Source organism: Methanolapillus africanus (genome assembly GCF_032714475.1).
Lineage (GTDB): Archaea > Halobacteriota > Methanosarcinia > Methanosarcinales > Methanosarcinaceae > Methanolapillus > Methanolapillus africanus.
The window spans coordinates 42985-61852 of sequence record NZ_JAWDKD010000020.1 but is presented as its reverse complement, the minus strand read 5'-3'; the positions used below and the strand labels follow the sequence as shown (position 1 = coordinate 61852).

Annotated in this window: 10 protein-coding genes; 8 read left to right on the top strand and 2 right to left on the bottom strand. The window is 44.4% G+C overall.

All coding sequences use genetic code 11. From position 1 onward, the window contains the following. The first annotated feature begins 168 nt into the window (after window positions 1-168). The 5 genes from MsAg5_RS07145 (at window position 169) to MsAg5_RS07125 (ending at window position 13411) form a co-directional block, all read left to right on the top strand. The gene (locus MsAg5_RS07145) at window positions 169-1950 is read left to right on the top strand and encodes a bifunctional fructose-bisphosphatase/inositol-phosphate phosphatase (protein WP_338099940.1); all 1782 of its coding nucleotides are present in this window, start codon (window positions 169-171) and stop codon (window positions 1948-1950) included. A gap of 443 nt (window positions 1951-2393) precedes the next feature. Next, the gene (locus MsAg5_RS07140; RefSeq protein WP_338099939.1) at window positions 2394-6347 is read left to right on the top strand and encodes a TolB-like translocation protein; all 3954 of its coding nucleotides are present in this window, start codon (window positions 2394-2396) and stop codon (window positions 6345-6347) included. 219 nt (window positions 6348-6566) lie between these two features. After that, window positions 6567-7742: a metallophosphoesterase family protein gene (locus MsAg5_RS07135; RefSeq protein ID WP_338099938.1), complete on the top strand. Its 1176-nt coding sequence runs from the start codon at window positions 6567-6569 to the stop codon at window positions 7740-7742. 846 nt (window positions 7743-8588) lie between these two features. Continuing rightward, a complete protein-coding gene (locus tag MsAg5_RS07130) occupies window positions 8589-10688 on the top strand; it encodes a beta-propeller domain-containing protein (protein ID WP_338099937.1) in 2100 nt (699 codons plus the stop codon). 539 nt (window positions 10689-11227) lie between these two features. Next, the gene (locus tag MsAg5_RS07125) at window positions 11228-13411 is read left to right on the top strand and encodes a beta-propeller domain-containing protein (RefSeq protein ID WP_338099936.1); all 2184 of its coding nucleotides are present in this window, start codon (window positions 11228-11230) and stop codon (window positions 13409-13411) included. A 100-nt stretch (window positions 13412-13511) separates the two neighbouring features. On the opposite strand, the gene MsAg5_RS07120 is transcribed toward MsAg5_RS07125, so the two are convergent. Next, entirely contained in the window at window positions 13512-13694 is a 183-nt protein-coding gene (locus MsAg5_RS07120) for a MarR family transcriptional regulator (RefSeq protein ID WP_338099935.1), read from the bottom strand. Between the two features lie 211 nt (window positions 13695-13905). After that, window positions 13906-14526 (bottom strand): tRNA (pseudouridine(54)-N(1))-methyltransferase TrmY, encoded by a 621-nt coding sequence (trmY, locus tag MsAg5_RS07115; protein ID WP_338099934.1) that lies wholly within the window; start codon window positions 14524-14526, stop codon window positions 13906-13908. Window positions 14527-14739: 213 nt separating this feature from the next. Between trmY and MsAg5_RS07110 the strand changes: the two genes are divergently transcribed. From MsAg5_RS07110 to MsAg5_RS07100, 3 genes are all read left to right on the top strand, one after another. After that, window positions 14740-15624 carry a Ppx/GppA phosphatase family protein gene (locus tag MsAg5_RS07110; protein ID WP_338099933.1) on the top strand — a complete coding sequence of 295 codons (885 nt, stop codon included), beginning with the start codon at window positions 14740-14742 and terminating at the stop codon, window positions 15622-15624. 244 nt (window positions 15625-15868) lie between these two features. Beyond that, a complete protein-coding gene (locus tag MsAg5_RS07105) occupies window positions 15869-17215 on the top strand; it encodes a Swt1 family HEPN domain-containing protein (RefSeq protein ID WP_338099932.1) in 1347 nt (448 codons plus the stop codon). Window positions 17216-17417: 202 nt separating this feature from the next. Continuing rightward, a complete protein-coding gene (locus tag MsAg5_RS07100; protein ID WP_338099931.1) occupies window positions 17418-18008 on the top strand; it encodes a DUF2284 domain-containing protein in 591 nt (196 codons plus the stop codon). Window positions 18009-18868 lie beyond the last annotated feature (860 nt).

The following is an 18868-nucleotide window of genomic DNA, read 5'->3' as shown; positions in this document are numbered from 1 at the left end:
TTTGTTTTTTAAAAACTCAAGCAAAAAGCGCCTCAAAATCAGATGGCGGAATCTGACACATTTATATTTACAAAAGAATTATTACCATTCAATTCAAAATAAAAGCAAATCTCAAATTATAGATATTGATTTCAAATTTAATTATATTTCAAAAACAAGGGTCATCTTATGAGTGAAAAAAAAGCCGCCTTTTCTTGTTCCGTGCCGAGTTCCGAACTTCTTGACCTCTGCCGCTCCATTTACCGGGACGTCGTCTTTGCGATTTCGTCGCTGCGGGGAACCATTGACGCCGGCGACTTTATGTTTGTCGGCGACGACGGAACAGACACCAAGCGCATCGATTTGGTGGCGGAAGACGCCGTCGTCGAACGCTTGAAATCGTACGGCAAATCCATGATCATCGTCAGCGAAGAATGCGGCCGCATCGTGATCGGCAACGACCCCGAGTTCGCCGTCATCGTCGACCCGCTTGACGGCACCACCAACGCGATTCAAAATATTCCGTTTTACAGCCTTTCCATTGCGTTTTCAAGCCCGAATCTCAAAAACATCTTTTTCGGATACGTCGCCAATTTGGCCAACGGCGACGAGTTTTATGCCGAAGCCGGCAAGGGCGCGTTTATGAATCACCAAAAAATTGTGTCGTCGACGGCGTCATCCATTCGGGAGCTGACCATCAGCGCTTACGGTTACCGCCAAAACACCGACCGCGCCTCCAAAATCTGTTCCCGTGTTCAAAAACTGCGCGTTCTCGGCAGCGTCGCGCTTGAACTCTGTTACGTCGCCGCCGGCAAAATCGACGCGTTCATCGACGTCCGAATGGCGCTGCGCCTGGTGGACATTGCCGCCGGACAACTGATTGTCCGGGAAGCGGGCGGCATCGTGACCGACGGCATCGGAAATCCGTTGTCCATTCCGGACAACCACATCAAGCCGCTCAATCTGGTGGCGTCCAACGGCATCATTCACCAGGAAATTCTCAATCTGCTCACCTATCCGGAAATTTCGTGCCGCGGCGACCGTTACTATTACAAAGGCGACGTGGAAAAGATCGCGATCGTTTCCCGCTGCGACAGCCCCGCGGCGCTCGAGATGGTTCATCACATTATTGACACGTTTTCAGACCAGGTCGACGTTTATTTGTCGTCGTCGCCCGCCCGCCTGCTCGGCATGGAAGAGCGTGGCGTTACGGTCGCTCAAATGGAAGAACTCGGCGTCGATTTTGTCATTTCGCTTGGCGGCGACGGCACAATCCTGCGCAACATGTCCAAAATGAAGGACCCGATTCCGATGCTCGGCATTAACATGGGCAATCTCGGGTTTTTGGCGGACATCGAACCGGAAGACGCGATTGCCGCCATTGAGCGCGCCATTTCCGGATTTATGTACGACGAACGCCCCCGTCTTGAAATTTCTCTCAACGGGAAATTTTTAGGCACCGCCATCAATGAAGTGGTGGCGACGTCCGCTTATCCCGCCAAAATGATGACGTACGAAGTGTTGGTCAACGGCAAATTCCTCAACGAAATCCGTGCCGACGGCATCGTCTTTTCAACGCCGACCGGATCGACCGCATATGCGATGAGCGCCGGCGGACCGATCGTGTCTCCCGATGTGGACGCGATTTTGATCGTCCCCATCGCGCCGTTTAAATTGTCGTCCCGCCCGTGGATTATTCCGTTTGACAGCGAAATCACGCTTCGCCTCAAAGTTCCCAAAGAAATCGTCATCGTGACCGACGGAAAAGTCATCGAGAAGTCCGACGAGATTTATGAAAAGATTGAAAAAGCCGCCGAAGCCGGCGAGCGCAGCGGCGTTCACGAAGACGAACATCATCTGAAAGTGACGGAACACGACACGATCACCATCAAACGCGCCCGGTATCCCGGACGCTTCGTGAAATTTTCGGAAGCCAGTTTCTACGACACGGTCCGGCAAAAGCTGGGATAATTCAAAATAAAGTGAAATAAATCAGATATCAGAGATGCCGGAACCGGCAAATCAGATTGTCCGTTGGGAATGACAGACAGATATCATTTATTTCTTTTTTATTTTTTTTCGTTCTTTTTTCTCTGCTTCTCTGCCTTATTTCTCCGTCTATTTTCTCTTTCTTCTTGATGATTTTTTCCAATTATTTTTTCTTTTTTCATCTCTTTTTTGACATTTTTAATATTATACTCATGTTTATTGATTTTTAAATAGTTGTTCCGAATTATATTTTTGGATATTCAGCACCTGTCGAACCTATTTAATATTAATATTATTCCATTAAGTTTTTATACTAAAAATGAAGAATTATTCTTTAAAAATTAGATTATATTTTCAATATATTTGTATACTTTTGAAATTAAAAGACATATTTGTGGTTTAAAATTATTTCAAGTTGGGTTGACATGACGCAGAAAAATTCAAAAACAATTCTTTGGATCGCGGCAGCCGTTTTAGCGGTTCTCATTCTTTCCGTTTCCGTTTATGTGGTCGGCAACGATTATTTCAGCAATCCGGCCGTCCCCGGTCCGTCCGGAAACGGTTCGGTTCAGCCGCCGGCCGGCTCTTCCGGCGAAGGATTTGAACCGGAAAACAATTCCGGCTCAGACGGTACATCGGGCAGCGGAACCGGAAGTGGTTCGGATCCGATTCACGTCAACCCGGGCGGTTCCGGACAAATTGCCGCGGCAATTTCAGTTTCCGGCAGCTATTCTCCTGAAGATTGGTCTCAAGAAAAAACAGTAACGATTGTTTCCAAGACGACGAAAGTTCCGATTAAATACACGCGCTGGGTCGTCGGCGAATATGACAACGACACATTCCCAACAGATCCCCTGGACTATTCTGATTATACGATTCCGTTCAATGTCACCGACGATGGAAAATTGACTTTTTATGTGGAAGATGACAACGGAAGAAAGAATACTTCTGTTTTGACGATTGAAAAAATAGACAACACAACGCCTGCCATTGATTCGATTGAATTGAATCCGGACGACGGAACTTGGGGACAATCGGTTGATATTTCACTGACCGTTACGGATTTGCAAAGCGGCGTCGCCGCCGTCAAATACGCGCAAGGCGTCTTTACGATTGATGATTTTCCGGACGACGGAACCGAAACGACTGTCGACCTTGATGCTGAGGGAAACGGCAGTTTTACCGTCACCGAAAATGATAATTATACGATTTATGCGGTCGACAATGTCGGCAATGCGTTTGTTTTTGTTCAAGAAGTCGCCAATATAGATACAACTGCGCCTGAATTCGGAACGGCTTCACTGGATCCGGCATCTTCTTGGAACCCGACCATCAACGTTTCTATTCTTGTGACAGATTCTCAAAGCGACGTTTCCGAAGTGAGATACGCGAAAGGAAGATTCACGGCGGATAATTTCACATCCGACAGCACGTCAAATGCGATTAGTTTGGACAGCTCAGACAATGCCAACTTCACAGTTTCCGCAAACGGACGGTACACAGTTTATGCAATAGACGCCGCCGGCAACGCTGCGGTTTATGTCGTCCAAGTGACCAATGTGGATAAAAAGGCGCCGACATTTGAATCCGTGACACTGGATCCAATCGAAGGCATTTGGAATCAAACGGTTGATGTTTCCGTTACTGTTTCTGACGAACAAAGCCTTGTGGCTTCCGTCATGTATATCAAAGGAAAATACACGGCCGCCGATTTCCCGACCGGCGAGGCAACCGACATCACCTCTTCCCCCGAATTTACAGTTTCCGCAAACGGCAGATATACAGTTTGCGCAACGGACAATGCCGGAAACAAAAGAGTGACGGTGGTTCAAGTGACCAACGTTGACAAAAAAGCGCCGAAAATTGATCAGATTTCTCTGAGTCCGGATGAAGACACTTGGAACCAAACGGTTGACGTTTCTTTCCATGTTGAGGATACGCAAAGCGATGTTGCCTTTGTCAAATACGAGAAAGGCAGATTTGATGTGACAACTTTCCCGAACAGCACAGCCGCTGATATTACCGGCGACAATAAGTTCATCGCTTCCGCAAACGGAAAATACACGATTTACACGGAAGACAATGTCGGCAACAAAGCCGTTAAAGTCGTGACGGTTTCCAACGTCGACAAAAAAGCGCCGGTGATTTCCAGAATTATGATCGATATGGACAGCACGCCGAAAGTGATGTTTAACGTGACGGATCTCCAAAGCGGCGTCAATGTTGTCAAATATCTGCCCGAAAAGATGAATTTGGAAGACTTTGACAGCATCGGAACTGTTTTGACAGGTTCCAGCGCAACCTATTCATTTGACATCGGTTCCGAAAATGTGTACACCGTTTATGTCAGGGACAATATCGGCAATGAAAAAATCCAAAGAATCCGAGTCTCTGCGATTGACGTGGTCCCTCCGGAAATCACTAACGTTCAAATTTCGGATGAAAATGAATGGGCAACGGAAAAGACTGTGACGTTTAATGCGACCGACGACGACGAACTTTACACAGTTCTGTCTGTGAAAGGTGAATTTGACAAAAACACCTTTGATTTCGATAATGCATCGGAAGCAGTTCCAACCAGCAGCGCCGACGAATATTCGTTTGACGTGACTGAATCCGGAAAATATACGATTTATGCGGAAGACAGCACCGGAAACAGAGTTGTTTATGTTGTTGAAGTAACCCTTATTGATACCACGAATCCGACAATTGCGTTTTCAAATTCAACCGTTGCCGAATATTCTGAAACTTTAACGGTAACGCCTTCTGACTCCGAAAGCGGCATCAACACGTCTGCTTCCCTTTGGGTCAAAGGAAGTTATACGCAAGACGACTTTGAGGACAGCGGCAGTGAAGCTGAATCTTTGCCGGCAACCTTGCCGGTCTTTTACAGAAACGGCGTTTACAGCTTCTATGTTGTGAACAATGCCGGACTTGTGACTGTTGAAACTTATCAGGTTCAATCCATAAATCTTGGAACTGAGAGTTCTCCGTTATTGATTTATTCACATTTGGACATATCCAGAATCAGCGAAGATCTGGAAGAAGGCAACAATGCGCTTTATTACCAAATGCAGGAAAATATTACCAATTTTTCAGAAGTTGCAAATTCTTGGGTTCCGGTTGGTGCTGCTGATAAAATGTTTGCCGGCGTCTTTGACGGAAACGGTAAAAACATTACCGGACTTGTTTCTTTAACTGATTCAGCCGACAGTATTGTCAAATGTCAGAGTTTGTTCGGTCCGACCGAGGGCGGAACTTTCAAAGATTTGACTTTGATATATTCACCTCTGAACAACAATTACTATGGAAATGCCTTTACGACAACGCCGCAAACAGCATCTTTGGATTACTGTAAAGTGAACAGCGTTTGGGTGTTTTCACCGGATAAGATGGCGAATGTGATTGCTGAGATTGAAGCCGAGGCGAACAAATTTGATGGAAATAAGAATAATAAAACCACAATTGCCATGCATACACTTGGATATATCCGACACATAAAATATAATGATGCGACTTGGACGTTACTGCTTGAAACACCAAACACAAGTTTCACTTCTTGGATGGACAATAACGCATCAACACTTCGATCAGTATCAGTATTTAGCGGTTCTGAAGTTGTTGTTACGGATACTTACACAAAAGATGGTGTGATCGATTTCATTCACCTTGCTGCACCATTAAATGCAATTGTATCGACAAAAGCACCGGAGAAGACGGAATATTATTCGAGTATATCATTAACAGCAACAGCATATACAACATATGAGCAAGATGATATCGCAGGATGGGTCGGCGATTTGCATCAACAGTATCCGATTGCAGATTCAAAAACTATCGGGAAAAGAAGTCAAGGAAATTTCTCACAAGAAGACATGTTTGCAGATTTGGATGCTGTAAATATCGGTGATTCTGTTGTGTTTATCAATACTTCCAATAGTTCTAAAAATTATGTAAAAATGAATGTTTCGGAAGCGTATGGTAACTATTACAGTTCTTCATCCCGTTCGGAACAAGAAAGGTTTAATCTTTTCATTACAAACATGGATAATCGTTCTTATGCAAATCCAACATCAACTAAAACATACTATGTTTTAGGATTTTATCCTGTTTCTGTCCAAATTCGTTACAATAATGTGCAATATGCCGGCAACATAAAAAAATTAGATTCAGCCATTAGTGATTACACTAAGAATGTTCGAATTTACGTTCATGTAAAAGTTCTCACAATTGATATGGAACGTGATGAACGCAAATGGCAGGTTTGTCCGGCAAGTGTCAACGATGTAACACTCGAGAAACTCCGCAAAGAATTCGGAATGTACATCTATACAAACGCAGGTTATGCAGACGAAGACATTCCAGCCATGTATAAATAAAAATCCAAAAGAGAAAGAACCCAATTCTTTCTCCTTATTTTTTTAAAAAACACACATTACCCAATAATTAACCCCAAAACAATCATTCAGGTTTACATTTTCGTCTGAAATCTTAAATAAAATAACGGGTTTTAAAGGGTATATCATTTTAATTGACTGTTTTAATTTTCATACGTCCTTATTTCCTTTTTCATTTCAAAAACGAAGCAGGTGTTTCCTTTGGCAAGCGACAAAGAAAAAGATCAATTGCGGGCAAATCTGGCAGCTGTCACGCCGGTTTTGGAGCAGGAGGGCGCCGTCCTTTCTCTCAACGCCAAAAAAACGCTGATTGTCACCGATATTCACGGAAACGCCGATATTTTGGATTTTATTCTCAAATTCGGGAAGGAAAAGGGCGTCGACTCATATGTCTTTTTGGGCGATTACATCGACAAAGGTCCCGATTCCGTCGGCGTTTTAAACCGGTTGTTTGAACTGAAACTCTCCAACCCCAACGTCGCGCTGCTGCGCGGAAATCATGAAACGACGGACGTCAGCACGTACGGGGAATTCCGGTCGTCGGTTTCTAATGAACCGGATTTGTTTCTTTCGGCGAATGCTGCTTTTGAAAACATGCCGATTGCAGCCGTTCTTTTTGGAAAAATATTCTGCGTGCATGGCGGTTTGACTGAAAACGATTCGATCAGCGGCATTTCAAAATCAGATTCGTTCGGCTATTTGTGGAACGACCCGTTCGACGCCAAAGGATGGACGCCGTCGCCGCGCGGAAGCCGGGTCAAACGTTTTGGCCCCGACGTCGCGAAAACCTTTTTGAAGAAAAACGGTCTCCAACTCATTATCCGGGGTCATATTACTTTGGAAACCGGCGTTAAGTTTTGGTTTGACAAAACGCTGGTCTCGCTTTATTCGGCGCTGCCGTACAGCGGTCCGGACATTAAGGCTGCGGTCTGCATTGCCGATTCCGATGCCGCAGAGTTCTTCTTTTACAGAAAAGATAAGAAGAAAAATGATTTCGTCTGGGAAAGCAAGACGTCCAAAGTTCTGCTTCGGCCGGCGCCTGTTTTAAATGAATCTGACGCCGGGAATATTTGTGTTTGCGGCGACGTTGGATTCAAAAAAGAAGAAACATCTCCTGAAGTCGAAACTGTTGAACCCGAAAACGGAGCTGAAGAAGGTAACGGAAACGGAGCCGGAAATAATGGGGACGGTAACGGCAAAAACAGTGGCAAGACAAACGGCAACGGTGACAAAGCGAATGGCAACGGAAACAACAAAAAAGAGAACGGAAAAAAGGATGTCCGCGTTCCTCCGGCGTCAAAAATGAAGTCCAAATGCAAAAAAGTCATGAAAGGAAAACAAAAATCGGACAAAGGCAAATGGAAAAACAAGAAATAACCCGATTTTGAAAACTTTTCAAAAACCAGTCCTCATTTATCAATACCAAGCGAACCAACCCGCAAACTATTTTTTCAGATTCAAGCAAACCAACCCGATTAAATCAGATGCGATTCACATCTGATTTAATCGGATTCCGATCCGTAAGATACATTGATTTGAAAATTCAGATTGTACCTGCAGTTCACTATTTTTAAATTTCAGTTTGCACCTGCAGTTCACTATTTTTAAATTTCAGTTCGCACCTACAGATTACTATTTTTAAATTCCAATTTGCACCTACAGATTACTATTTTTAAATTCCAATTACACCTACTGTTCCCAACAATACAGGTTTTTCCTAATCCGATCTGTTCTACTGTTGACAACTAAAACTGTACTTGTCAGCGGTATCCGCAAAATACAGATGTTTCGCATCTGATTTTACGGGATGGTTTGCACGGGAAGTTGGAACAAGCAAAATCATATTTTTAGCGACCGGAGGGAGCCGTTCGCGTAGCGAATTTTAGAAGCAGACTCCCACCGCCCTGAAAAATTCCTAGCGAAGCGACGGAATTTTTGCGTCAGAATTTACGGGAGGATTTGTGTGGCATCTTCAAAAAATCGTCCGCTCAGTTTTTAAAAATCCAAACGAAAAACCATCGCCATAACGCGCGCGCCCGCTGCCCGCTTCAAAATCCAAAAAACAATCTTCTGTTTCGATTTTCACTGTATTTCCATCTTTAGATAGCTTCAACTGCGTTTGAAGTCAAATAAACGTATATATAAGACGGTGACCTTCTTCCTATCATATCCTCCGGCGGACGCTGTATATTATAACAGCCGAATTCCGTTGTGGAGAACAAAATGGAAATTAAAAAAAGAGAGGTTCTTTTTATGAAGCACATGAAAATATCAACATTGGCCGTCTTAGGCCTTGTTTTGATCTGCTCGCTCGGCATCAGCGGATGCCTGTCAAGCGACAGTCAAAAAGGCATGGTCGGGGAGGTCGGCATGGTTCCGTTCACCTCCGAAAAACAAATGCAAGAGTTCTTTTCCGGAAAATATTCCGGCGACTCTTATTACGGCGGCCGGTACACGTCAATGAACACCGCGGCCGTGATGGACGCCGGCGGCGCGACCCCGGTAGGCGGCGCCCAAAACACAACGCCGGCACCGATGCCTGCACCGGAAGCTGCCGTTTCGATGGATTCCAAATCCAGCGGCATGTATTATGACTCGGACGTCAGTTCCGTCGACCGCGTTTCCGGAACCAACGTTCAAGTGATGGGCGTCGATGAAGCCGATCTCGTCAAAACCGACGGCAACTTCATTTATTACACCCCGCAGCTTCACTACCCGACCAACTTGACCTTGGTCAACAGCACCTACGGAAGCTACTACAACTACGAAACGTTCCAAACCACATTCACCATTGACGCGCTTCCGCCGGAAACGGCCGCCATTATCTCAAACATTGCAGGCAGCGGTGAAAACCTCTATTTGATCAATGACACGCTCATCGTCATTACTTACAACACCACCACCGCCTACAACATTTCCGACCCGGCAAACCCGGTCAAGCTGTGGAGCGAAAATCTGGACGGATTCTACAAAGACTCCAGAATGATTGACGGAAAACTCTACATGGTCGTTCAAAAATACGACGTCGGCAGCGAAGGCCCGATCGTTTACATGGACGCCAAACTCGACTACGCCAGCTGCTACTATCCGGTCGGCCCGGGAATCATCCGCCCGTCCATGGACTCCACCTATTTCGTCTCCGAAGTTGACATCGGCAACGGAAACTTTGACAAAACGATTGCCATGGTTGGATCCTACAACTCGATCCTTTACGCCTCCGGCGACAACTTGTATTTGACCAATTACTTCTACCCGGACACCACCGCCATTGAACTTCAGTTCATCCAAGAACACGGCTCCGAATACTACCCGCCGGAAACGATGAACCAAATCAACCGCGTGATGGGAACCGAATACCTGAGTGAATCCATTAAATACAACGCTGTAATGGAAGCAGTCTACAACTACACCAAGACGCTGACGTCCGAAGAACAAGAAAACTATTACAACGACTACCGCAAGGCTTACTCCGCGTACCTGATGGAAATCGTCAAAGACAAGGAAACCACCACCATCACCAGAATCAATTTGGACACATTCGACGTGACGACCGGCACCGTTCCGGGCAACATCAACGACCAGTTCTCTATTGACGAATACGACGGCTACCTCCGTGTGGCCACAACCGTCGGCGGCAACTGGATGACCCGCGACGAACAAACCAACGGCGTTTATGTTTTGGACAAAGACATGAAAACCGTCGGGCAAGTCACCGGTCTCGCCGAAGGCGAACAAGTTTACAGCGCCCGGTATGTCGGCGACCGCCTCTACCTGGTGACCTACAAACAAATTGATCCGTTCTTCGTCATCGACTTGAGCGACCCTGAAAACCCGGCCGTTCTCGGCGAGCTCAAACTCCCGGGATATTCCACCTATCTGCACCCGGTCGGTGAAAATCTCGTGGTCGGTCTCGGTTACTCCGACGACTGGAAGATGAAACTGACGCTCTTTGACGTCACCAACGTGAGCAGCCCGACAGAACTCGACAGTTACGTTTTCAGCAACTACAGCAGTTCCTCCGCCTTGTACGACCACCACGCCTTCATGTGGGACGCCGACAGAAACCTGCTCGTGCTGCCGACTTATGAACACGCCTACGTCATGCAAATCAAGGAAGGCGACATCACCATGGTCAAAGACGACGTTCACAAAAACGCAACGGTTGTCCGCTCCATTTACATCAACAACTACCTGTACACCTTCTCGGACCAGGAAGTCCACATCTTGAACCAGGATACCTGGGAATTGGTGAAAAAGATCTCCATCCCGCAGCCGCAATACCCGGAAGATATGTACAGACCGTACCCGATGCCGTATTATTAATTTAAAAAATTAATTTAAAAAATTAAAAATACAAATCGGTGAAACATCCCCTTTGAACCGGCCGATTCCGTCGGCCGGCTCTTCTCCGCTGAAAAGCATAAAAACAGCCCAACCGAAAAACAAAAAATACAAAACAATATAAGAAAACCCCAAACAAAACCCAAATAGGCGGCTGTGAACAATTTTGTTTACAGCCGCATTTTTTATTTTTCTTTTTTATGATTTCATTTATTTTTTCTTTTTTGAGCGGGTGCCTCGCGCGCGTTATCGCGACACGTTTCGGTCGAGTCATAAAAAACGGATGCCGATTTTTTCGGAATGATTTTTAACGTTTTACCTTTGATTTTAATTGTCAGTTTTTCAAAATATTTACATTTTATATTTATTGATTTATTGATCGGTCGAAATACAATTTCTTCTTATATTATCAGGATTGTATTTTCTTATACATAATTAATTATAATAGATGGGGAATGATTATGAAACCGATCCGGGATTTTATTCCAAAAAATATTGACCTTGAGTCATTGGGATTGTTTTTGATTATTATCTGTTCCATTTTAATTTGCCTCTATGTGTCCCAGCCGGCTGAAATTGACAACCGGATGGTTGAAAAAGTCGGCATGACGACGTTTGAATCCGAATCTCAAATGAACGACTACTTTAAAAATAGTTACATTTTTAATAATGTGCGTCCTGTTTCTTCTTCGTCTTTGGTTCGAACACCGGTTTGGTATGACCGCACACCTTATTCATACAATACATCGATGATATCCCTCATTTTAGACAGCAGCGATGGATCCGTCAATGAAAAACCGCTGCCGAATCCGGCTGCCACGGAACCGTTAAATGCCACCCGTTTCTCCGAAACAAACGTTCAGGTTGAAAATGTGGATGAAGCCGATTTGATTAAAACGGACGGAAATATCATTTACTATACACCGCTCTCGCTTTATCAGAAGAACATCACTTTTGTGGAAGAGCCGACCTTCCGGTATTACCAATATGAACAATACCTCAAAACGTTTACAATTGACGCCATGCCGCCTGAATCCATGACAGTCCTTTCCGAAATTGACAGAGGCGGCGACTTGTATTTGGTCAACGATACACTGATTGCAATAACGGATAAAAATCTGGGCGCTTACAATGTTTCCGACCCGAAAAATCCGGTTCTGATTTGGAGCCGGAATTTGGACGGGATGTTTTCAGAATCCCGAATGGTTAACGGGAAATTGTATTTGGTCGTTACGAAACAAAATATGAACGGGTCGAATGATGATTATGTCAACGAAACCGTTAATCCGGGCGGACCGATGATTCCGGTCGGTGAGTCAAACAGCTCTGAGAATTCAAATGGTTCCAATGCAGCTGTTTCCAATGCAGCTGTTTCCAATGCAACTGTATCCGACACAGCTGTTTCCCCGGTCGGCGCCGGCAACACTGATTATCCAACAAAACCATGGACACCGCCGACTTATATGGGACAAAAAATAGATTACCGCCAATGCTATTATCCCGTTGAGCCTTCTGTTATGACGGCATCGGCGCGTGTGGTTTACTTTGTATCCGCGGTTGATATTTCGAATGGGAATTTTGATGACACCATTGCTTTTGTTGGTTCAAATTCAACACTTTTGTATGCATCGGCCGATAACTTATACTTGACCAATTATTTCATCCCGAATTATTGGACAGCTCGTGACCGTTTCTTTTTGGAAAATGGATCGAAATATTATCCCAAAGAAGTGATGAATGATTACAAAAATGCATTAGGCGACGGATCGACTGAAGAGAGCCGTGAAAAAGCGAACCAGATTTTCGATACTTATCTTGAATCGATCAGCGAATCTGACGCAGAACAAATATTTAGAAATTATGAGGCAGGCTTTTCAGCTCATATCGTGAATCTGATTAAGACGACGGAATCCACATCCATCTCCAGAATTAATTTAAAAGATTTCAGCGTCACGACCGGAGTCGTTCCGGGCGCCGCCGGCAATCAATTCTTTATGGATGAACATGACGGCAATTTCCGTGTGGCGACGACCCTGGGAACTTATTTGCGGCTGGCTAATAAGGTCAACGTGGTTTATGTTTTGAATAAAAGAATGAATGTTATCGGATATACACCCGATTTGGCGTGGGGCGAATCGATCAAGAGCACCAACTATGACGGCGACCGCCTGTATATGGTAACTTATGCGGAAAAAGATCCATTCTTTGTCATCGATTTAAAAAACCCGAGAAAGCCCTCTGTTCTTGGCGTATTAGAACTGCCGGGATTTTCCACTTATCTTTATCCGGTCAATGAAACGTCAGTGATCGGTCTTGGATATACGAATGACGGTAAGATGAAACTCACGCTTTTTGACGTGACATATGTTCTAAACCCGCAAGAATCCGGAAGCGTTGTCTTCAATGTAGGAAAATCCGCCGCATTATCCGACCACCACGCCTTTATGTGGGATCCGGACCGCAGCTTGCTGGTTCTTCCGACCGGCGAACACGCTTATGTGATGGAAATCAAAGACGGCAACATCGCGCTTGTCAAAGATGATGTTCATGAAAACGCAACGGTGATTCGGTCGATTTACATCAACAATTACCTGTACACGTTTTCGGAAAAGGAAATTCACGTGTTGAATCAGGATGATTGGGCATTAATCAAAAAGATTGAGATTCCGCAGCCGGCTACATTTACCGATCCGAAAACATCTTGAACGGGAATAAAAGAGATTTCAAAAAGAAAAAAAGAGTTTGCTGATTCGAAAGTTTTCGATCAGCATTTTATTTTTATTTACTTTATTTTTATTCGCGGATTTACTCTTCCGGTGCGTAGTAGCATCTTTTCGGAGAGCAGACCAATCCTTGTTTTTTCAGCGAGTCGATGATTTTGCTGACTTCTTTGCTGTCTTTGCCGCTGATTTCCGCCAATTCTCCCGGTTTAACAGGCTTTCCGATGTGTTTCATGTGGTTGAGAATAATTTCTTCGTCCGGTGTCATTTTGAATCCTCAGTTTATTCGATTATGATTTTGTTTTAAAAAATGATTTTTAATTCTCAATGATTTGACTTGAGCAAAATAAAAAGTCATTCAACATTTATATATATTTTCGTAAATGAATTTATTTTTTATCGGCGGGCGGCGGCGCGCGCGTTATAGCGACACGTTTTCATGTTGCCGTCAAAAGCGGGGTGCTTTTTTATTTTTCAGCTTACTCTTCCGCGGGAAGATTTTGCATTTCGTTTCTGTCCATTTGGTTCAAAATAATCGTAATGCATTGGCTGGATAAAAGCGAAATCGGTCCGACCGAAACGCTGACGGCGCCCGCATCTCTGATCAGAGCTTCGTCTTCTTCAAAAACGCCTTGATTGTCGCCCAAAATGAAAACCGGATCTTCAATCGCTTTAAAATCAGCGTCCAAAATGTCTTTGCCGTCCTCTTTCAAATAAACCAGCTTTCTGCATTTGTTTTTGAATTCTTCAAGCAAACCGGACAGGTTTCCCGTCCGGACAAAAACGCCGGGCGTGGATTGCGTTTCTGTTTCTTTGGCGTCAACTAGGAGCGCTTTTTGGATCATGGATCCGGAACTGCGTTCGTCCGGATTGAGAGATTTCATGGTGGCGCCGCAGAAACGGACAATTTTTTCGGGACCGGGTTCGCCTTTGAGAATGAGATATACGTTGACGTCGCGCCGCATTCCGAATGAAATGAAAAGGGACGCTGTGACGCAGCGGCACAAAACATCCATACGGCCGGCCGAGCCGGGTAAATCGTTGAGCGAGATTTTTCCGCCGGTGACGGCTTTGTTTCCGATAATGACAAAATCTTTCATGGCAGGTAAATGGCAATCAACCATATAAATTTGAACCAAAAAGACGTCTGTTCCTAAATATTATATGTAAAATATAAATGAAATATTAACGCAAAAGTTTTAAACTTGCGGGAAATTGATAAGGTATTGATTTCATTTTATTATTTATTTTTTAATTTTTAGTTTTTGATTTTTAGTTTTATAATCATTGTTTTCAAAAATGTGAGGCTGAGAATGTTATTTGCGACAATTGATATCGGTTCCAACGCGGTTCGCCTGCTTCTGACCAATGTTGAAGTGGTGGAAGACAATGTTCTTTTTGAGCGGCTGACGCTTCTTCGCGTTCCGATCCGTTTGGGCGACGACGCCTTTGTCCGCGGCAAGATTTCGGATGAAAAAGTGAAAACGCTTGTCAAAACCATGTGCGGCTTTAAGGAAATCATCAGCGGTTTTAACGTGATGGACACGATGGCTTGCGCAACGTCGGCGCTTCGAGAGGCGAAAAACGGCGACGACATTGTCCGGAAAATCAAAAAGGAATCCGGCATTGATTTAAAAGTGATCGACGGCAAACGGGAAGCGAAATTGATTTACGCCAACCATATCGAAAAGAACTTCGATCCGGCCAAAAATTATCTTTATATCGACGTCGGCGGCGGCAGCACCGAAATTACGTTCGTCGGCGGCGGCGTCCGCAAATCCAAATCGTTCGATGTCGGCGCCATCCGGCTCAAAGAGGGTTTGGTTCTCAAAGAAACATGGGAAGAAATGGACAAATGGCTCAGCAAAAACATTCCGATGGAAAATGTGACCGGAATCGGCAGTGGCGGCAACATCAGCAGTCTTTACCTGCTGGCCAAAAAAATCAATAACGATCCGCTTCGTTATGACGAACTCAAAGAACTTTGCCAAACCATTGGGCAGCACACGTATGAAGAGCGGATTACTGAATTAGGTCTGAAACCGGACCGTGCCGACGTGATTCTCCCGGCTTGCCGGATTTATTTGAGCATTATGAAAACGTGCAACATTCAAACGATGCACGCGCCGATTATCGGTTTATCCGACGGTATGGTTCACGAGCTGTATCAAAAACACAAGAAGAAGTTCATGGAATAACTTCTTCCATTCATTTTTTCATTTCTTCATCTCTTTTCATCTCTTTTTTTATTCATCTTCATTCCGTTTTTGTTTTATTTTTCGGGTTTCCTGAATCTTTTATATATGTGTTTATCCATTTCATAATAATTTCATGATATTTTTATATGTCATTCATTCTATTCATCAAGTCGACGCACACTTTAATTTTATTATTTTATAAATATGATCTTTTGATGATGATTTTTAAATTTGGAGAATAATTATGGTCGAGAAAAAAACAGTCCGCGCTTTTTTAAAAGATTCTCTTTCTTCATTCGGCGGTAAAGAAAAACAAGCCGCCAAACCGGCGGCTAAACCGGAAACGAAAACTGAAAAAAAAGTTCCATCAAAACCGGTTTCAAAAACCGCAACAAAACCGGCAACAAAACCGGCAACAAAACCGGCAGCAAAAACAGTAACAAAAACGGTACCAAAAACCACCGTGAAGTCTTCGGCAAAACCCGCTTCAAAAACCGTTGCCAAACCGTCAACCAAAACCGCCGTCAAACCGGCTGCAAAATCTCCGGCCGGGTCTTCTCCGTCTTCATCCAAAACGGCAACGAAGACTGTTTCTAAATCCGTTTCAAAGCCGGCTGTGAATACGGTTGTCAAAAGCGCATCCAAACCGGCCGTTTCTTCAAAACCCGCGTCACCCAAACCGGCGGCAACGGCCTTGTCCAAGCCGGCCGCAGCGCCCGCAAAACCGGCCGCTGTGAACAAAACAGCTGCAACAAAACCGGCGGCATCCGCTTCCTCAACGGCTGCCAAAAAACCGGTTCAGTTATCGGGAAACATGTCCAAAGCCGATAACGTTCGTTTTTACATTTATCAAAACTATTTCAAGCCGTCCAAAATGAAGGGGCAGAACAAAATTTCCATTCGGGCCGGCGACATTCATTCGGAAATGGGGCTCAAATCCGGCGTGCCGACGGTTTGCTCGGCCATGAAAACCCGGATTGACCAGCTTTACGACGTTGAAATTCTGGACGTCAAACCAGAATCCGGCAACTCGGTCGATTTGGTTGTCAAGTACGATTTGAAAAATTTGTATATGGGCGAAACAAAATCCAAAAAGGAAAAAAGCAGCAGCCCGGCGTCTTCCGGACAATCGGAAAGCAGCTACTTGATTTTAAAAGACCTGGAAGAAAAACTGAGGCTTTTTGTTTCCGACCGCGTCGAAGCCCGCTTTGGAAAAGAGTGGTGGAAAGGCACCGACATGAGCTTTTTGGCGGATCGCTGGAACGAGCGCCGGATTATGACCGACCGGACGACTGCCGTTCAAAAAAGAAACATCAACGAGCCGCTTATCAATTACGCCAGTTTCAGCGATTACCGGCGGATCATCAACAACCCGTTTGCCTGGGAAGCTTTTGAGGATTATTTCCCCGACCGCGGCTGGATTATCCAGCGCCTGAAGGAACTCGACCCGATCCGCAACGCGATTATGCACCACACGGACCTTGAGGAAGATGATTATGTCCGTCTCGGACTTTATTCCCGCGATATCTTGAAAATCATCAACAAGTGGGATGCTGACAAAACGAACAAAAGGAAAGCCAAAACAAAATAAACGGTAACGGCCCATGAAAAATAAATGAAAAATGAACATAAAACGAACACAAAACGGATGAAATGGTTGAATGGATGAAGTCAATGAAAATTGTCATCCTTCTTTCATCTTTTAATAATTATAATTCGAATGATGAGCTTTAATTCTATCAAAAAGCTCAAATTGAATGAACTCGAAATGTATTGATCATTGAGGTTTTATTTTGAGTCAAATCACGGAAATCGATAAAGAAAACATTGGTCTTTTTCTCATCGCGTCCAAGGAAGCCGGTGCTTCCGACGCTTTGTTCATTGACGCTGAAGATATCGTTGTTGACGACCGCGTCCGCCTCAAATGTTTTGTTCCGCTCTGCCGCCACTACGGCGATTTGGTTTGTCCGCCAAACGTGCCGACGCCGGACGAATTCAGGAAATATTTGAAATCTTACCGCTTTGCGATTTTATTGTCCACGCAATACAACAACCCGCCAAGGCCGCCGTCCTTAATTGAATCGGAAGACGTGTCCCGCGAAATCCGGAAGAAGTCGACGGATTTGTCGGAAATTCTCCTCAAATTAGAAAGCTTAAGCCTTCAAAAAGGCTACCGCTTCGCCGCCGGATTTACGGGCGGCAGCTGTCATTATTGCGACAAATGCGTGAAAACCGGGCAAGAATGCAAAACACCGTACAAAGCACGGCCGTCTATGGAAGCCGTCGGCGTCGACGTTGTCGGCACGCTTCAAAACGTCGGTGTGAATTTGGAATTTCCGGTCAGCGATCAAATCAAATGGTGGGGACTTCTTTTAGTCGATTAACCGGCACATAATTCAATTTTTACAAAATTCTATTTTTAATGTTTGATTTTTTCAGAATATCAAACAAAATATCCCGCAAACTATTCTTTCAGATTCAAGCAAACCAACCCGCAATCTATTTTTTCAAATTCAAGCAAACCAACCCGCAAACTATTCATTCAGATTCAAGCAAACCAGCCCGCAAACTATTCATTCAGATTCAAGCAAACCAGCCCGCAAAATCAGACGCTTTGCGTCTGTATTTTGCGGATTCCCATTAGTAAGATACATTCCAATTTGCAAAACTGAGTTGCACCTACAGTTGACTGTTTTTAGATTGCAGTTTGCACCTGCCGTTTCCAACAATACACTTGTTACTTGGTACCGTTTTGCACCTGCCGTTTCTAACAATACAGTTGTTACTTGTACCGTTATGCATCTACTGTTTCTAACAATACAGTTGTTACTTGGTACCGTTATGCACCTGTCATTTCTAACAATACACCTGTTACTTGGTACCGTTATGCACCTGTCATTTCTAACAATACACCTGTTACTTGGTACCGTTATGCACCTGCCATTTCTAACAATACACCTGTTACTTGGTACCGTTATGCATTTGCTGTTTTTCTAACAATACAGTTGTTCACTTGTTCCAATCTGCACCTGCAATTATCTATCCCAATTCCAATTGTACGCGGTATCCGCTTAAACAGACGCCTTTGGCGTCTGTTTAAGCGGGATGGTTTGCTTGGGATTATGAAAAAAGAAGATTTCAAATTAAAAAATAAACAAAAAACAGATCCGTACCCAAAAACAATACAAAAACCACCCACGGTCTTTGAAATCCAAAAGAGAATGTGTCGCCATAACGCACGCGG

Bases quoted from the DNA above. Each gene is read 5' to 3' on its own strand.
- MsAg5_RS07120 (WP_338099935.1), bottom strand. From the start codon at position 13,694: ATGACACCGGACGAAGAAATTATTCTCAACCACATGAAACACATCGGA.
- MsAg5_RS07105 (WP_338099932.1), top strand. From the start codon at position 15,869: ATGGTCGAGAAAAAAACAGTCCGCGCTTTTTTAAAAGATTCTCTTTCT.
- MsAg5_RS07145 (WP_338099940.1), top strand. From the start codon at position 169: ATGAGTGAAAAAAAAGCCGCCTTTTCTTGTTCCGTGCCGAGTTCCGAA.
- trmY (WP_338099934.1), bottom strand. From the start codon at position 14,526: ATGAAAGATTTTGTCATTATCGGAAACAAAGCCGTCACCGGCGGAAAA.
- MsAg5_RS07140 (WP_338099939.1), top strand. From the start codon at position 2,394: ATGACGCAGAAAAATTCAAAAACAATTCTTTGGATCGCGGCAGCCGTT.
- MsAg5_RS07130 (WP_338099937.1), top strand. From the start codon at position 8,589: ATGGAAATTAAAAAAAGAGAGGTTCTTTTTATGAAGCACATGAAAATA.
- MsAg5_RS07110 (WP_338099933.1), top strand. From the start codon at position 14,740: ATGTTATTTGCGACAATTGATATCGGTTCCAACGCGGTTCGCCTGCTT.